Raw genomic sequence first — 16,951 nt, 5'->3', positions numbered from 1 at the left:
CTCTTTTTGTTCTGTATTATGGTATACCAACATACAATCCTCTTGCTATCGATTATTTCTTGGTATACCGTAATACCAACATATCGCAAATCGAACGGCGCGGCGCGCCAAGGCTGAGGAGAAAAGACGATGGATGTCGGGATTCGCAAAGTGGTGACCTATGTCGAGGAGACGCTGATCGAAGGGGGCAAGGCCGCGCCGGTGCCGCTGAAGATGTTCGCGGCGGCGGCGGTGTTGAAGAACCCCTGGGCGGGGCGCGGTTTCGTGGACGATCTGAAGCCGGAGATCCACGCTATCGCCCCGGTGCTGGGCGAATTGCTGACCGGCGAAATCCTGCGCATCGCCGGCTCAGGCGAAGTGATCGAGGGTTACGGCAAGGCGGCCGTGGTCGGCACCGACGGCGAGGTCGAGCACGCTTCGGCGCTGATCCACACGCTGCGCTTCGGCAACTTCTACCGCAAGGCCGTGGGCGCCAAGAGCTACCTCAGCTTCACCAACGTCCGCGGCGGCCCGAACTGCCCGATCATGATCCCGATGATGCACAAGGACGACGAGGGCATGCGCTCGCATTACCTGACCATCCAGTTCTCGATCAACGACGCCCCGGCGCCGGACGAGATCGTGGTGGCGCTGGGTGCCTCGATCGGCGGCCGTCCGCATCACCGCATCGGCAACCGCTATCAGGATCTGCAGGAGCTTGGCAGCAATGAAGCCTGAGCACGTTGCGTCGGTACCGTTGCTGTCCGGCACGGTGGACGGCACCGCCTTCAGCGTGTACGGCGGCGGCGAACCGCTGGTGCTGATTCACGGCGTCGGCATGGGGCAGGCGATCTGGGCGCCGCAGGTGGCCGAGTTCGCGCGCGATTACAAGGTGATCGTGTACGACATGCTGGGCCACGGCGGCAGCGAGGTGCCGCCCGACGATGTCGCGCTTGGCGACTACGCCGCGCAGCTGGCCGGCTTGCTCGACCATCTGGACATCGCTTCGGCCAACGTGGTCGGCCATTCGATGGGGGCCTTGGTGGCGCTGGAATTTGCGTTGACCTACCCGGCGCGGACCCTGCGCGTGGCGGCGCTCAACGCCGTGTTCATGCGCACCCCGGAACAGCGTGCCGCGGTGCTGGAACGCGCCGAGGCGCTGCAGCACACCGGCGTGGCCGCCACCGTCGATTCCACCCTGGCACGCTGGTTCGGCGAGCCGGTGCCGGCCGAGCTGAAGGCTTCGGCCAACCTGGTGAAGCGTTTTCTGACCGAGGTGAACGCGCAGGGCTACGCCCGAACCTACCGCCTGTTCGCCAGCTCGGATGCGGTGCACGCGGACGGCCTGCCGCGGCTGGCGATGCCGGCGCTGTTCATGACCGGCGAGTTCGATCCGAATTCGAGCCCCGAGATGTCGCGGGCGATGGCCGCACTGGCGCCGCAGGGCCGTCTCGATATCGTCGCCGGAGCGCGCCACATGATGAACGTCACCGCGCCCGATGACATCAACCAACGCCTGCGCGATTTCCTGGCCACCCCCGTGACGGCCGGCGCGCAACAATCGCAGAGGAGTGAACCAGCATGAGCCAGCCCATCGACGCGATGGAATTCCGCAAGGCACTCGGCGCCTTCGTCACCGGCGTGACCGTGGTCTCGACGCGGCAGGCGGACGGCACGCCGCGCGGCTTCACCGCCAACTCGTTCACCTCGGTGTCGCTCGATCCGGCGCTGGTGCTGATCTGCGTCGGCAAGTCCGCGGCGAGCTACGGAGTGTTTGCGGAAACCCGCCACTTCTCGATCAGCATCCTGGCCGAGGACCAGAAGAACGTGTCCAGCATCTTCGCCTCCAAGGCCGCCGACAAGTTCGAGCAGGTGGCGTGGCACCGTGGCGTGACCGGTAGCCCGATCATCGACGGCTCGGCCGCCTGGTTCGACTGCGAGACCCACCAGGTGGTGGATGCCGGCGATCACATCATCCTGATCGGCAAGGTGATGGATTTCGCCAATACCACGGTGAGCCCGCTCGGTTACGGACGCGGGGCGTATCTCACCTTCAGCCTGTCGCAGGACGCGCTCGCCGCGGCCGGGCAGAAAGCCAAGGTCGGGGCCATCCTGGAGTACGACGGCGGTGTGGTGCTGCTGGAGACGGACCGGGGCTACGAGCTGCCCACCGGCACCCGCCTGGAGCCGGCCACGGACGCCAAGAGCCTGCGCGGCGTGCTGGATCGGCTCGGCGTCGACGCCCAGCTCGACTTCCTGTTCGCGGTGTTCGAGGAGAGCGCCGCCGAGGGTGGTGCGGTGAACATCTACTACCGTGGACGGCTGCAGGGCGAACTGCCGGCGGGCGGCAAGCTGCGCGCGGTGGCGCTGGACGATATTCCGTGGGAGCGGCTGACCGACGAGGCGATGCGCTCGATGCTGCAGCGCTTCGTCAAGGAACGTACCGAGGACGCCTTCGGCATCTATATCGGTGATAGCCATAGCGGTTCCGTTCAGTCGCTGGCAAAAGCGTGAGCGCAGTCCCGCATTAGAGAAAAAAATCCACCCGCCAGAGATTTAGGAGAGACACATCATGAAGTTTTCGCTGTTCCTGCACATGGAGCGTTACGACGCCGGCAAGTCGCACAAGGAATTGTTCGACGAGATGACCGCGCTGGTGAAGATGGCCGAGGAGGGTGGTTTCGAAACCGCCTGGATCGGCGAGCACCACGGCATGGAATTCACCATCGCGCCGAACCCCTTCGTCAACCTGGCCTACCTGGCCGCCAAGACCAGCAAGATCCGCCTGGGCACCGGCACCGTGGTGGCGCCGTTCTGGCATCCGATCAAGCTGGCCGGCGAAATCGGCATGACCGATCTGGCCTGTAACGGCCGGCTCGACGTCGGCATCGCGCGCGGCGCCTATTCCTTCGAGTACGAGCGCATGTTCCCGGGGCTCGACGCCTGGGGGGCCGGTGGCCGCCTGCGCGAGATGATTCCCTGCCTGCAGCAGCTGTTCGCCGGCGACTACGCCCATCAGGGCGAATACTGGCAGTTCCCCAAGACCACGCCGGTGCCGCGCCCGTTGCAGCAGCCGCACCCGCCGCTGTGGGTGGCGGCGCGCGATCCCAACTCGCACGATTACGCCGTCTCGCAAGGCTGCAACGTGCAGGTGACCTCGCTCGCCGCCGGCGACGCCGAGGTGGCGAGCCTGATGGAACGCTTCAACGCCGCCTGCGCCAACCACCCTGACATCCCGCGCCCGCAGATCATGATGCTGATGCACACCTTCGTCGGCGCCGACCAGCGCGAAGTCGACGCCGCCGTCGCCGACCTGCGCCGCTTCTACTGCTACTTCAGCAAGTGGTTCAAGAACGAGAAGTCGATCGATCAGGGCTTCATCGAGCCGCTCAATGACGACGACCTGGCGATGTTCCCGAACTACGCGCCGGAACTGATCAAGCAGAACCTGGTGGTCGGCACGCCGGACGAGGTGATCGCGCGCCTCAAGGGCTATGAGGCGCTGGGCTACGACCAGTACAGCTTCTGGATCGACAGCCACATGGACTTCGAGCGCAAGCAGAAGTCGCTCGAGCTGTTCATCAACCAGGTGATGCCGGCGTTTGCCTGATCCATTCGAGGAGCCTGCAGCATGTTGAGACGGTTTCAGCAGTACATCGACGGCCAGTTCGAAGACGGCAGCACCCGCTTCGACAGCGTCAACCCGGCCAGCGGCGAGCCGTGGGCGAGCATGCCGGCAGCCAGCGCCGAGGACGTGGACCGTGCGGTCAAGGCCGCGCACCGCGCCTTCCTGGATAGCGCCTGGGCCGGCCTGACGGCGAGCCAGCGCGGCAAGCTGCTCTACAAGCTGGCCGACCTGGTGGCCGAGAACGCCGCCCGGCTGGCCGAGCTGGAGACGGCCGACACCGGCAAGATCATCCGCGAGACGCAAAGCCAGATCGGCTACGTCGCCGAGTACTACCGCTACTACGCCGGCCTCGCCGACAAGATCCAGGGCGCCTGCCTGCCGGTCGACAAGCCGGACATGGACGCCTTCCTGCGGCGCGAGCCGATCGGTGTGGTGGCGGCCATCGTGCCGTGGAATTCGCAGCTGTTCTTGTCGGCGGTCAAGCTCGGTCCGGCGCTGGCGGCGGGCTGCACCGTGGTGCTGAAGGCCTCCGAGGAGGGCCCGGCCCCGCTCTTGGAGTTCGCCCGGCTGGTGCACGAGGCCGGCTTCCCGCCCGGCGTGGTCAACATCGTCACCGGCTTCGGCGCCGATTGTGGCCGGGCGCTGACCAGCCATCCGCTGGTGTCTCGCATCGCCTTTACCGGCGGCCCCGAGACGGCGCGCCACATCGTGCGCAACTCGGCCGAGAACCTGGCCTACACCTCGTTGGAGTTGGGCGGCAAGTCGCCGGTGCTGGTGTTCGACGACGTCGATGTCGACAGCGTCAGCAACGCCATCGTCGCCGGTATCTTCGCCGCCACCGGCCAGAGCTGCGTCGCCGGCTCGCGCCTCCTGGTGCAGCGCGGCGTGCGCGACCGCCTGCTGGCCACGCTGAAGGCCAAGGCCGGGGCGATCCGCATCGGCGACCCGCAGGACAAGGCCACCGAGATGGGGCCGCTGGCGACGCTGAAGCAGCGCGAGCACATCGAGCGCGTGGTGGCGGCGAGCCTCGAGGCCGGCGCCGAGCTGGTGACCGGCGGCGTGCGCCCGGAGGGGTTCGACGCGGGCTACTACTACCGCCCGACCATCCTCGCTTGCCCCGATGCCCAAGTCCCGAGCGTGACGCAGGAGCTGTTCGGCCCGGTGCTGAGCGTGGTGACCTTCGATACCGAGGCCGAGGCCATCGCGCTCGCCAACGACAGTGTCTACGGCCTCGCCTCCGGCGTGTTCACCCGTGACCTGACCCGTGCGCATCGGCTCACTCGTGCGCTGCGCGCCGGCATCGTCTGGGTCAACACCTACCGCGCGGTGTCGCCGATCGTGCCGTTCGGTGGCTACGGCCTGAGCGGCCTGGGGCGCGAGGGCGGCATGGAGTCGGTGCTGGACTACACCCGCACCAAGTCGGTGTGGATCCGCACCTCGGACGAGCCGATCGCCGACCCGTTCGTGATGCGCTGAGGAGGACAAGGTGTACTACGAAATCCGCACCTACCGCATCAAGACCGGCGCCGTGCCGGCCTACCTGAAACTGGTGGAAGAGGAGGGTATCGCGTTGCAGAAGCAGTATCTCGGCAACCTGGTCGGTTACTTCTTTTCCGAGATCGGCCCCTTGAACCAGATCGTGCACATCTGGGCGTATTCCAGCCTGGACGAGCGCGAGGAGCGCCGCGCCGCTCTGGCCAAGGACCCGGCCTGGCAGGCGTTCGCGCCCAAGATCCAGGCTCTCCTTGAGGAGATGGAGAGCAAGATCATGAAGCCGGCACCGTTTTCCCCGCTGGCCTGAGCGTTCAGGCCGGCAACGTCAAGCTACAAGAACAACAGCATTACCTCTACCTAGGAGATGACATCATGACTGCAACGAAAGCGTTTGGTACTCGCGTCGCCCTGGCCGCCAGCCTCGGCATTCTGGCCGCCACCCCGGTGCTGGCGGAGAGCCTCGTGTTCACCAGTTGGGGCGGCACCACCCAGCAGGCGCAGCAGAAGCACTGGGCCAAGCCATTCAGCGCCGCCAGCGGCGTCAACGTGGCGATGGACGGCCCGACCGACTATGGCAAGTTCAAGGCCATGGTGGAAAGCGGCAACGTCAACTGGGACGTGGTCGACGTCGAGGGCGACTTTGCCTACAAGGCCGCCAAGGACGGGCTGCTCGAGCCGCTCGATCTCGCCCAACTCAAGGGAGTGGACCCGCGCTTCGTCTCGCCCAATTCGGTGGGCAGCTTCTATTACTCCTTCGTGCTGGGCTACAACAAGCCGGCCCTGAAAGGCGCCGCCCCGGCCTCCTGGGCCGCCCTGTTCGACCTCAAGCGCTATCCCGGCAAGCGCACGCTGTACAAGTGGTCGGCGCCGGGGGTGCTGGAGATCGCGCTGTTGGCGGACGGCGTGCCCGCCAACAAGCTCTATCCGCTCGACATCGACCGCGCCTTCAAGAAGCTCGACAGCATCAAGAGCCAGATCGTGTGGTGGAGCGGCGGCGCCCAGTCGCAGCAGCTGCTGGCGTCGGGCGAGGCCTCGATCGGCATGTTCTGGAACGGCCGCGTCAACGCCCTGCAGCAAAGCGGGGCCCCGGTCGGGATGTCGTGGAACCAGAACCTGACCGCCGCCGACATGCTGGTGATTCCGAAGGGCAGCAAGAACAAGGCGACCGCGATGAAGTTCCTGGCCTACGCCACCAGCCCGGAGGCCCAGGCCAAGTTCGCCGGCGAAACCGGTTACGCGCCGATCAACCTGCAGGCCAAGAGCAAGATGACGCCGGCCGCGGTCAAGTCGCTGCCGGATCAGCATGGCGCCAGCCAGATCAACCTCGATATGCGCTACTGGGCCGAGCATCGCGAAGAGATCGCCAAGCGCTGGTACGCCTGGCAGACCCAGTAAGGTGCCGGGGCGGGGGGTGACGGCTTTCCGCCGTCCCGCCCGCCTGTCTAGCCGTCGTGTCGTTTAGGAGTTGTCATGTCCACTGCTTTGAGTTCTGCCGCCGTTCCGGTGCGCCGCCGATTCAAGATCGGTGCCGAATCGCGTGGCGTCAAGCTACTGCTCCCCGCGCTGCTGCTGTTGGGGGTGTTCTTCCTGATCCCCGTGCTCACCCTGTTGCTGCGCAGTGTCATGGAGCCGGCTCCGGGTTTGCAGAATTATGTCGAGCTGCTCGGTTCGCAGACCTACGTCCGGGTGTTCTTCAACACCTTCATGGTGGCCGGCGTGGTCACGCTGATCACCTTGCTGATCGGCTTTCCGACCGCCTGGCTGCTCGCCGTGCTGCCCAAGCGCTGGTCGCAGCTGATGTTCGCGGTGCTGCTGTTGTCGATGTGGACCAACCTGCTGGCGCGCACCTACGCCTGGATGGTGCTGCTGCAGCAGACCGGTCTCATCAACCGGGTGCTGATGGCCATCGGCGTGATCGACGAGCCGCTGGCGCTGGTGAACAACCTGGTCGGCGTCACCATCGGCATGACCTACATCATGCTGCCGTTCCTGGTGATGCCGCTGCACGCCACGCTGCGCGCCATCGATCCCTCCACGCTGCGCGCCGCCGCCATCTGTGGCGCCAGCCGCTGGCAGGCGCTGCGCCTGGTGCTGCTGCCGCTGGCGCTGCCCGGCATCGCCTCCGGGGCGCTGATGGTGTTCGTGATGTCGCTCGGTTATTACGTCACCCCGGCGCTGTTGGGGGGCACCAATTACATGATGCTGGCCGAGCTGATCGCCCAGCTGGTGCAGTCGCTGCTCAACTGGGGTCTCGCCGGCGCTGCCGCCTTCGTGCTGCTGGTGGTGACGCTCGGTCTCTACGCCGTCCAGCTGCGCTACCTCGGCGGCGGACGCACCGGTTTCGGAGGACGCTGAGATGTTGCTCGATTTTGATCGTCTGGGGGCCTGGCGCTGGGGCCTGATCGGTGTCGGCACCGTGGTGATGCTGTTCCTGCTGCTGCCCATCGTGTTCATCGCAGCGCTGTCGTTCGGCGACTCGCAATGGCTGGTGTTTCCGCCGCCGGGCTGGACGCTGCAGTGGTACCAGCAGCTCTTGACCGATCCGGTCTGGGTCGACTCGCTGCTGACCAGCGCCAAGGTGGCGGTGATCGTCACCGTGCTGTCGGTGTCGCTGGGCCTGCTGGCGTCGCTCGGTCTCGCCCGCAGCACCTTCTTCGGCAAGAGCGCCTTGCAGGCCTTCTTCCTGACGCCGATGGTGTTGCCGGTGGTGGTGCTGGCGGTGGCGCTCTATGCGTTCTTCCTCAAGCTCGGGCTGACCGGCACGCTGACCGGCTTCGTCATCGGCCACCTGATCATCGCGCTGCCGTTCTCGATCATCACCATCGGCAACTCCTTGCAGAGCTTCGATCCGGCGCTGGAAGACGCCGCCATGATTTGCGGCGCCGGGCCGATCGAGGTGAAGTGGCGCGTGACGCTGCCGGCGATCCGGCTCGGCCTGTTCGCCGCCGCGGTGTTTTCTTTCCTGATTTCGTGGGACGAGGTCGTACTGTCGATCTTCATGGCCAGCCCCACCTTGCAAACCTTGCCGGTACTGATCTGGAGCACGCTGCGCCAGGACCTGACCCCGGTGATCGCGGCGGCATCGACCCTGCTGGTGGCCTTGACCATCGTGCTGATGCTGCTGGTTTCCCTGTTGAAGAGAGGTACACGCTCATGACGACCCCGTTTTTGCAGATTCGTGGCCTGCGCAAGACCTACGATCAGGTCGTGGCCATCGACCATGTTTCGCTCGATATCCAGCAAGGCGAATTCATGACCTTTCTCGGCCCGTCCGGCTCGGGCAAGAGCACCACGCTCTACATCGTCGCCGGTTTCCAGGGGCCGACCGAGGGGCAGGTGCTGCTCAACGGCAAGTCGCTGCTCGAGGTGGCGCCTAACCAGCGCAACATCGGCATGGTGTTCCAGCGCTACACGCTGTTTCCGCACCTGACGGTGGGCGAGAACGTCGCCTTCCCGTTGCGCGTGCGGCGCCGCCCCGAGGCCGAGATCAAGGCCAAGGTGGAAAAGATGCTGGAGCTGGTGCATCTGGCCGGTTATCGCGACCGTCTGCCGGGCCAGCTCTCCGGTGGCCAGCAGCAGCGCGTGGCGATCGCCCGCGCCCTGGCCTACGACCCGCCGCTGTTGCTGATGGACGAGCCGCTTTCCGCGCTCGACAAGAAATTGCGCGAGGAAATCCAGCTTGAGCTGCGCCGCATCCACCAGGAAACCGGCGTCACCATCCTCTACGTGACGCACGACCAGGAAGAGGCGCTGCGCCTGTCCGACCGCATCGCGGTGTTCAGCCAGGGCAAGATCGAACAGGTCGGCACCGGCGAGGAGCTGTACGAGCGCCCGACGTCACGCTTCGTCGCCGGCTTCATCGGCAACTCCAACTTCCTGCCGGTCAAGGTGGAGCAGATGGGCAGCGGCCGGGCACGCGCGGTGTTCCCCAATGGCCATGCCGTCGAGGGTGCCGCCAGTGCGCTCGCGGCCGGCAGCGAGGGCACGCTGATGGTGCGCCCGGAGCAGATGCGCATCCGTCCTACCGCGGCGGCCGCAGGGCACGGCCTGGCGGTGACGGTGCGCGACATGACGTATCTGGGCGACAGCATGCACTTCGCGGTGCAGACGCCGTGGCAGCAGGAAGTCGCGGTGCGCATGGCGGTGCGCGATGGCCAGGGGCTGAGCATCGGGGCACCGGCGGTGCTGGAGTGGGACGCGCAGCACGGTCACGTGTTCGCCTGAGACGATCAATTGCAAACGGGCGACGGCGCGGGCCGTCGCCGAAGGATGTGGCATGAAACTATTGAGCGAGGCGGAACTGCTGCAGGACCGCTGTTACATCGACGGGCAATGGCTGGATGGCGCCGAGCGCCTGGCCGTGCACAATCCGGCTACCGGCGAGACCATCGGCAGCGTGCCGCGCCTGGGCGCGGCCGAAACCCGCCGCGCCATCGACGCAGCGCAGGCCGCTGGCGTGGCCTGGCGCGCGCTGAGCGGCAAGGAGCGGGCGGGCTATCTGCGCCGCTGGTTCGATCTGGTGCTGGCGCACACCGAGCCCTTGGCGCGGCTGCTGACCGCGGAAATGGGCAAGCCGTTGGCCGAAGCCAAGGGGGAGATCGCCTACGGCGCCGCCTACATCGAGTGGTTTGCCGAGGAGGCCAAGCGCGTCTACGGCGATGTGATCCCCGCCACGCAGGGCGACAAGCGCTTGATCACCATCAAGCAGCCGGTGGGTGTGGTCGGCGCGATCACGCCGTGGAACTTCCCAAATGCCATGCTGGCACGTAAGATCGCGCCGGCGCTCGCTGCGGGGTGCACCGTCGTCGCCAAGCCGGCGGAACAGACCCCGCTGTCGGCGCTGGCCCTGGCCAGGTTGGCCGAAGAAGCCGGCATACCGCCCGGCGTGATCAACGTCGTCACCGGCGACCCGGTGGCGATCGGCGGCGAGCTGACCAGCAACCCGCTGGTGCGCAAGCTGACCTTCACCGGTTCCACCGAGGTCGGCCGGCTGCTGCTGCGGCAATGCGCCGGCACGGTGAAGAAGGTCAGCATGGAGCTGGGGGGCAACGCGCCGTTCATCGTGTTCGATGACGCCGACCTCGACGCCGCGGTGGAAGGCGCGATGGTGTCGAAGTACCGCAATAGCGGGCAGACCTGCGTGTGCGCCAACCGCCTCTACGTGCAGGATGGGGTCTACGACGCGTTCATCGCCAAGCTGAGCGCGCGAGTGGCCGCGCTCGACGTCGGCAACGGCATGGACGCCGGGGTCACGCAGGGCCCGCTCATCGATGACAAGGCCGTCGCCAAGGTCGAAGCGCACATCGCCGACGCGTTGGAGCAGGGCGCGGCCATCGTCACCGGCGGCCGGCGCCATGCGCTGGGCGGAACCTTCTTCGAGCCGACGATCCTGCGCGACGTGACGCCCGCGATGCGCGTGGCGCGCGAGGAAACCTTCGGCCCGGTGGCGCCGGTGTTCCGCTTCCGTGACGAGGCGGACGTGATCGCCCAGGCCAACGCCAGCGAATTCGGCCTGGCGGCCTACTTCTACAGCCGCGATCTCGCCCGGGTATGGCGCGTGGCCGAGGCGATCGAAGCGGGCATGGTGGGGGTCAACACCGGCCTCATTTCCACCGAAGTGGCGCCGTTCGGCGGGATCAAGCAGTCCGGCTGCGGCCGGGAAGGATCGCGCTACGGCATCGAGGATTACCTCGAAATCAAATACCTCTGTCTTGGCGGCATTCAATAAGGAGATCGACCATGTCACCCAAGGGCAGCAGTTCGCTGAAGATAGACCGTAGCGTCAAGACGCTGCGCGAGTTGACGCTGGAGAAGATGCGCGACGCCATCCTCAGCGCCTATTTCAAGCCCGGCGAGCGCCTGGTGGAACGCTCCTTGTGTGAAGAGCTGGGCGTCAGCCGTTCCATCGTCAGGGAAGTGCTGCGCCATCTGGAGACCGAAGGTCTGGTCGAGTCGATCCCGCACCAGGGCCCGGTGGTCGCTACGCTCGACGCCGACAAGGCGGCGCAGATCTACGAGATCCGCGCCCTGCTGGAAGGCCACGCCGCCCGGCTGTGCGCCGAGCGCGCCGACGACGAGACCATCGTGCGCCTGGCCGCCATCAACGAGGAAATCCAGGCGGCCTTCGCCAGAAACGATTTCCACGAGGTGCTGGCCAGCACCTCGGCGTTCTACGAGCTGATGTTCGAGGGCAGCGGCCAGACCATGGCGTGGGAGATCGTGCAGTCGCTCAACGCCCGCATCAATCGCCTGCGCGCCATGACCATCAGTTCGGCGGGCCGCGCCACCGAGGCGGCGGCGGAGATGCGGCTACTGGTCGAAGCGCTTAAGCGACGCGATGCCCAGTCCGCGCATGATGCCTCGGTGGCTCACGTCAAACGCGTGGCCGATATCGCTGCTAGAAAGTTGGCCGAAATGGCCGATGCCAGCCCGGCGGCCGATCTCGAGGCGGCGCCGGCGGCCCTGGCCGGTTCCGACTGATTCCTGTCCTGTGAACGCGGGCGGCCACGTGCTGGTCGCCCCGTTTCCTCCGCCGTGCGCGGCGCTCTACCGCCCGGCATCCCGGTCTTCGCACCGGACCACAGCGCCTGCCGTGCAGGCCGTCTCGATGGGGCATCCTACGCGCCAAACCCTGATCGGTTCGATCATCGAACATCTTTGCAGGCATGCTCCTTGACGCCATGGCTGCCACTCACTACATTTATGGCCGATATTCGAACTGTTTGTGCGTTTATCGGCCATTTGTCGGTGGGTGACTTGGCAATGCCGCTTGATTAAGCGAGCAGTTTTCTGACAATGAAAATGACGAGCCGATGGATCGGTGGCTGGGTGTGTCAGGAGGCTGCAGCTTCGATCGCCCCGTCCCCCGCTCGCAAGGTGTTGGCCGTGTCGCAGCGCGACGAGCATGTTAAAGAATCACTCTGCTGAGGAACGTCATGGTTAACTCGAACACTCCGGGAGGCGCGCCCAACCCCATGGGAATGGACGGCATCGAGTTTGTGGAGTTTGCAAGCACCGAACCCCTCCGCCTGGGGCGCCATCTCGAGGCGCTGGGCTTCAGCGCCGTGGCACGGCACCGCTCGAAGAACGTGCTGTTGTACCGGCAAGGCTCGGTCAACTTCATCGTCAACGGCGAACAGGGCGGGCACGCCCAGCAGTATGCCCAACAGCAGGGTTCAGGCATTTGCGCCGTGGCTTTCCGGGTCAGGGATGCGGCACTCGCGACGCGCTATGCCAATGAACGCGGTGGCTGGGAAGTGGACAGCGCTCCCGGGGTGATGGAGTTGCGCATTCCCGCGTTTCAGGGGGTGGGGGGCTCGCTGATCTATCTGGTCGACCGTTACCAGGACCATTCCATCTACGACGTCGATTTTGTCTGGCTGACCGGCGCCGAGGCTGGCCAGGCGCCGCTGCTGCTCACCGCGGTCGATCAACTGGTGCAGCGGGTTCAGCCCGGCCGGCTCAAGGAGTGGCAAGATTTTTATGCCCACCTGTTCGGATTTCGCGCCCATCCACACAGCGTTGCCGGCGAATGCCTGATCGAAAGCCCGTGCGGCAAGGTGCGCATCCGCCTGGAAACCGCCGCCGGCGAGCGTGGCGAAGGCGGGCGCGAAGGCTTGCATGCCGTGCGGCTGCTGGCGTCCGATCTGCCCGCCGCGGCCGCCGAGCTGGCGCGGCGGGGGGTACGGCTGGGCGAATCGCTGACCCCGGACGCCTATGCCCCGCGAGTGCTGCACACGCTGCACGAAGCGGGGCTGGTGCAATTCGAAATGGCCTCGCAGGCTGACTGACACGGTGCCGATCATGGAACGATCCCGTTTTGCCATCGATACCACCGCCCTTGCCGGGGCGCTGGAAGACAAGTTGGCGGCCATCGCCGAGGCCGGTTTTTCGGCCGTGACGCTGTCGGCCAAGGATTTGGTGGGCGAGCAGACCGGCGGCCTGGAACAGGCGGTGCGCCGGGTGCGCGACAGCCAGTTGGCCGTCAGCGGCTTCCTGGCGCTGCGCGATTTCGAAGGGCTGGGCGGCCGCTTCCTCGACTACAAGGTCGACATCGCCAAGTCGATGCTGCGCATGGCGCAGCAGACCGGTGCCGATCTCTTGCTGGTGTCGTCGACGACCTCGCCGCAAGCCAGCGGCGACCTCGACACCATCGTGCAGCATCTGCAACTGCTGTCGGCGCTGGCGACGCCGCTCGGCTTGCGCATCGGCTACGAACCGCTGGCCTGGGGGCGCCACGTTGCGGACTACCCCAGCGCCTGGCAGGTGATCGAGCGGGTCGACCGGGAAAACGTCGGCCTGGTGCTCGATTCCTTCCACCTGTTTGCCCGCGGCATGCAGCCGGACGACCTGAAAGCCATTCCACCGGAGCGCCTGTTCCTGGTGCAGCTTTCCGACGCCATGTACGACTACGTGCCGGCGCTCGACGAGATGGTGGAGCTCTCCCTGCATCACCGCTTCTTCCCGGGCGAGGGCGAGCACAGCCGGGCGCTGGTGGAACTGGTGAGCCGGCTGGAGGCGGGCGGCTATCGCGGCCGCTACGCCTTCGAGGTGGCCAATGACGATTATCAGCATTGCCCCCCGTCGCTGGTGCTGCAGCGGGCAGGGCAGGCGGTGGAGTGGCTTTCTTCGCAGGTACAGTCGGGCTGAACGCGCTGTTTCCGGCGCCCCGCTACGGTGCGGCGTCGGCGTACTGATCTCCCTCGCTTCCGGCCATGGCCGGGAGGGGTAACGTTGTTTGTGTTGGTGTGTGCACCTGGCGATTTCCCAGGGATTGGCGGACGGGTCTTCCCGTCCGTTTTTTTTTTGCGTGCCACAAATCGGCGGGCATGAGGCGGAGAGACGGTGTTGCCGAGACGGGTGGGACGGAAAGGCCCGTCCGGCTGCGTAGGGGTGCAGCCGGGAGGGCATGGCGGGCCGCTCAGGGCAGCAGCAGCGACAGCTCGTTGGAACCGGCACGCAGCACCGGCAGGATGCGGGTTTCCAGGTCGCTCAGCGAGATGCGCCCGGCCTGCACGCCGATGTTCATCGCCGCCACCACCTTGCCGTCCGATGCCGCGATCGGCACCGCGATCGAGCGCAGCCCGATTTCCAGTTCCTGATCGACGATGGCGTAGCCTTGCGCGCGTACCTTTTCCAGTTCGGCGCGCAGATCGTCCACGGTGATCAGGGTGTGCGAGGTGTACTTGATCAGCTTGGCGCGGGCCAGGTGGGCCTCGCGCTCTTCGGCGGGCAGGCTGGCCAGCAGGACGCGCCCCATCGAGGTGTAGGCGGCGGGCAGCCGGCTGCCGATGTCGAGGTCGATGGTCATGATGCGCGAGGTCGAGGCACGCGCGATGTAGAGGATGTCGTCGCCGTCGAGGATGGCGATCGAGCTCGATTCATTGAGCGTGTTGCTGATGTGACGCAGCACCGGCTGGGCCGCCTTGGCCAGCGGGGTGGAGGCCAGGTAGGCGTGGCCCAGCGACAGGATGCGCGGGCGCAGCGCGAAGTTGCGGCCGTCCTCGGCGCTGACGAAGCCGAGCTTGTTCAGCGTGTACAGGCAGCGGCGCACGGCGGCGCGCGGGATGCCGGTCTTCTGGCTGATCTGCGAGATCGACATCAGGCGGCGCTGTTGCGAGAACGCCTGGATCACGGTCAGGCCGCGTGCGAGCGAGGTCATGAAGTTGGGATCGCCACTCTGCGAGGCGATGTCATCCGCGGCGGTCTGAGGGGTGTCTTCGCTGCTCTCGTCGGGACCGGACAGCTCTTCCAGGTCCTCAGCGGGGCGGTCTTCAGTGTTGTACATGGGCCGTCTCTTGTCATGGCGGGGCGGCTGGCTAACGACGCAGATGAGCGTGTGCCATTTCCGTTAAAGCGTCCATGCCGCCTTCGCCTCGTTCAATCGTTCACTCTCCGCCCTGTGGCGGAGCGCATGTCTCCGTGAATGCAGGCTGTCGGCCTGCTCCTTCCGCATCGCCTCGCATTCACCGGCACCGTCAGGATAGTTGATTATTCGCCTATCGCACAATATTTCGATTATCGGTATTGACCGTGTCAGGGGCGGCTGGCTACAGTTTGTTCGATAAACAAATACATGTGCGTTAAACGCACAAAAAAGACTTAGGAGAGACAGTCATGGCCCATCACCCACTTTCCCCTCCCTGACGTTCGACCCGGCCGCGGGCGTGCGCCGCGTTTTCATGGCGTCGCGCGTTTCCGTGTTGCACCCGATTTGATCGGACCGCCAACGATCGGCGTTCCTGTCAAAGGCGGCCGGGTTTTGCCTGGTCGCCGGCGGTTTCGAGTTTGTTCCCCGTCCCCGATGCCCGATCCCGATGGATCGGCCGCGCGCCGGAATGGCGGGTGACGTGTTCGAGGCTGCCCCCACACCAAAAAAGCTGTGTCCATCTAGGAGAAAGATTCATGAAGCAGAAGAAAAGCCTGATCGCCGCTCTGGCACTGGGCATGACCTCGTTTGCCTACGCCGACGTCACGCTCTACGGCCGTATCCACATGGACCTGGAAAGCACCAAGGCCGGTACGACCGAGACGCCGTCGCTGTCCAAGGTGCAGAACGATGCCTCGCGCATCGGCTTCAAGGGCAGTGAGGATCTGGGGAACGGTCTGAAAGCGATCTGGCAGGTGGAGTCGGGCGTGTCGGTCGACGCCGGCGGCGGCACCTGGGCCTCGCGCGAGAGCTTCCTGGGCCTGAGCGACGCCACCTTCGGTACCCTGAAGGCCGGCAACTTCCTGGTGCCTTACGACGATCTGCATTACATCGCCGGCAACAACTTCCAGCAGGGCACCGGTATTTCCAACGATGCCGCGATGTGGGCCAACGGCGGCGATCTCAAGACCGGCGGCTTCGATACGCGCCTGGGCAACTCGATCAGTTACCAGACCCCCAAGTACAAGGGCTTCAGCTCGCGCATCCAGTATTCGCTGACCACGGACGCCACCAATGGCAAGGAAGCCAAGTCGAACGGGGCTTCGGTGGTTTCGGCCAACGTGCTGTACGACGACGGCCCGCTGCGCGTCGGCTACGGCTTCCAGAACAACCGCGACATGCAGGGCCTGTCGTCCAACTTCTACGAGGACGGCACCGCCCACATGCTGGCTGCGGGCTATGTCTTCGGCGACTTCTACCTCGGCGGCCTGTACGAGCACATCAAGCTGGAAAACATCAACAACAGCGGCAACGACCGCAGCCGCAACTACTACGGCGCGATGGCCAGCTACACCGCCGGCCTCAACGTGTTCTCGGCCCAGTTCGGCAAGGCGGCGTCGTGGACCGGGGCGGCCGGGGTGGCCGACAGCGGCGCGCGCATGGGCTCGATCGCCTACAACCGCATCCTGAGCAAGACCACCCAGGTGTACGCGCTGTACACGCTGATGCACAACGATGACAACGCCGGCTACGTGCTGGGTTCGAACGCCGTGCAGCCGGGTGCGGGCGCGGTCATGTCGAAGCAGCACTCCATCGCCATCGGCATGTGGAAGAACTTCTGAGCGTTTGCCGCTCCCGCCAGGCCCGCCCCCTTCGGTGCGGGTCTTTTTCTTGGCCAAGGTTGGCCGAAGCCGGGTGGAATCCGGGCCGGTCAACACGGTTAGTCTCGTTGTGTTCGATAGACGAACGATAATTCGATAATCGGTGTTGACGGCGTGTCATGGCCGACCTACATTGAGGTTCGATATAAGAACATAAGGGCGTTAATCGCCCATTACGATTTGGAGGATGATCATGATCAACGCCGTGGCCCCGTCCCTCGTTTCCACCCGCCAGCCCGCTCAAGCGAGCGCCTTTCCGGTCGGTCCGATCGCATCTCTTTCCAAACGACTTCCCGCTCTCCGTCACGCTTTTCGAACGAG

Annotated in this window: 16 protein-coding genes; 15 read left to right on the top strand and 1 reads right to left on the bottom strand. The window is 65.6% G+C overall.

Translation table 11 applies throughout. The features are described from left to right. Positions 1 to 129: 129 nt before the first annotated feature. The 14 genes from AC3WG5_RS11520 to AC3WG5_RS11455 all read left to right on the top strand — a co-directional run bounded on the left by AC3WG5_RS11520 (position 130) and on the right by AC3WG5_RS11455 (position 13,750). Entirely contained in the window at positions 130 to 717 is a 588-nt protein-coding gene (locus AC3WG5_RS11520; protein ID WP_008953662.1) for an amino acid synthesis family protein, read from the top strand. Continuing rightward, positions 707 to 1,564 carry an alpha/beta fold hydrolase gene (locus tag AC3WG5_RS11515; RefSeq protein WP_492568785.1) on the top strand — a complete coding sequence of 286 codons (858 nt, stop codon included), beginning with the start codon at positions 707 to 709 and terminating at the stop codon, positions 1,562 to 1,564. The genes AC3WG5_RS11520 and AC3WG5_RS11515 overlap by 11 nt, the downstream gene beginning before the upstream one ends. Beyond that, positions 1,561 to 2,493, top strand: a complete 933-nt coding sequence (locus tag AC3WG5_RS11510) for a flavin reductase (RefSeq protein ID WP_492568784.1) — start codon at positions 1,561 to 1,563, stop codon at positions 2,491 to 2,493. Before AC3WG5_RS11515 ends, AC3WG5_RS11510 begins: the two co-directional genes overlap by 4 nt. Positions 2,494 to 2,551: 58 nt before the next feature. Then, entirely contained in the window at positions 2,552 to 3,589 is a 1,038-nt protein-coding gene (locus AC3WG5_RS11505; protein WP_492568783.1) for an LLM class flavin-dependent oxidoreductase, read from the top strand. Positions 3,590 to 3,610: 21 nt separating this feature from the next. After that, positions 3,611 to 5,083 (top strand): aldehyde dehydrogenase, encoded by a 1,473-nt coding sequence (locus AC3WG5_RS11500; RefSeq protein WP_492568782.1) that lies wholly within the window; start codon positions 3,611 to 3,613, stop codon positions 5,081 to 5,083. 10 nt (positions 5,084 to 5,093) lie between these two features. After that, entirely contained in the window at positions 5,094 to 5,408 is a 315-nt protein-coding gene (locus AC3WG5_RS11495) for an NIPSNAP family protein (protein ID WP_008953667.1), read from the top strand. Between the two features lie 65 nt (positions 5,409 to 5,473). Continuing rightward, entirely contained in the window at positions 5,474 to 6,496 is a 1,023-nt protein-coding gene (locus AC3WG5_RS11490) for an ABC transporter substrate-binding protein (protein ID WP_492568781.1), read from the top strand. 75 nt (positions 6,497 to 6,571) lie between these two features. Then, positions 6,572 to 7,456 carry an ABC transporter permease gene (locus tag AC3WG5_RS11485; protein ID WP_014087602.1) on the top strand — a complete coding sequence of 295 codons (885 nt, stop codon included), beginning with the start codon at positions 6,572 to 6,574 and terminating at the stop codon, positions 7,454 to 7,456. A 1-nt stretch (position 7,457) separates the two neighbouring features. Further along, positions 7,458 to 8,258, top strand: coding sequence for an ABC transporter permease (locus AC3WG5_RS11480; protein ID WP_492568780.1), 801 nt, complete (start codon positions 7,458 to 7,460; stop codon positions 8,256 to 8,258). Then, positions 8,255 to 9,325 (top strand): ABC transporter ATP-binding protein, encoded by a 1,071-nt coding sequence (locus AC3WG5_RS11475; RefSeq protein ID WP_492568779.1) that lies wholly within the window; start codon positions 8,255 to 8,257, stop codon positions 9,323 to 9,325. Before AC3WG5_RS11480 ends, AC3WG5_RS11475 begins: the two co-directional genes overlap by 4 nt. Before the next feature lie 52 nt (positions 9,326 to 9,377). Continuing rightward, a complete protein-coding gene (locus tag AC3WG5_RS11470) occupies positions 9,378 to 10,829 on the top strand; it encodes an NAD-dependent succinate-semialdehyde dehydrogenase (protein WP_492568778.1) in 1,452 nt (483 codons plus the stop codon). An 11-nt stretch (positions 10,830 to 10,840) separates the two neighbouring features. Next, positions 10,841 to 11,581, top strand: coding sequence for a GntR family transcriptional regulator (locus AC3WG5_RS11465; protein ID WP_492568777.1), 741 nt, complete (start codon positions 10,841 to 10,843; stop codon positions 11,579 to 11,581). Positions 11,582 to 12,036: 455 nt separating this feature from the next. Then, the gene (locus AC3WG5_RS11460; protein ID WP_492568776.1) at positions 12,037 to 12,891 is read left to right on the top strand and encodes a 4-hydroxyphenylpyruvate dioxygenase family protein; all 855 of its coding nucleotides are present in this window, start codon (positions 12,037 to 12,039) and stop codon (positions 12,889 to 12,891) included. Between the two features lie 13 nt (positions 12,892 to 12,904). After that, the gene (locus tag AC3WG5_RS11455; protein ID WP_492568775.1) at positions 12,905 to 13,750 is read left to right on the top strand and encodes a sugar phosphate isomerase/epimerase family protein; all 846 of its coding nucleotides are present in this window, start codon (positions 12,905 to 12,907) and stop codon (positions 13,748 to 13,750) included. A gap of 271 nt (positions 13,751 to 14,021) precedes the next feature. Here the strand turns inward: AC3WG5_RS11455 and AC3WG5_RS11450 are convergent, their stop codons facing one another. Then, positions 14,022 to 14,888 (bottom strand): IclR family transcriptional regulator domain-containing protein, encoded by an 867-nt coding sequence (locus AC3WG5_RS11450; protein WP_492568773.1) that lies wholly within the window; start codon positions 14,886 to 14,888, stop codon positions 14,022 to 14,024. 617 nt (positions 14,889 to 15,505) lie between these two features. Here AC3WG5_RS11450 and AC3WG5_RS11445 point away from each other — a divergent pair. After that, complete coding sequence (locus tag AC3WG5_RS11445; RefSeq protein ID WP_482581174.1) at positions 15,506 to 16,591, top strand: porin; 1,086 nt, start codon at positions 15,506 to 15,508, stop codon at positions 16,589 to 16,591. Positions 16,592 to 16,951: the final 360 nt, after the last annotated feature.

The organism is Pseudogulbenkiania sp. FW507-F1 (genome assembly GCF_058781125.1).
Note: the sequence above shows the minus strand (reverse complement) of the source record. Positions and strands in the feature narration are given on the sequence as shown.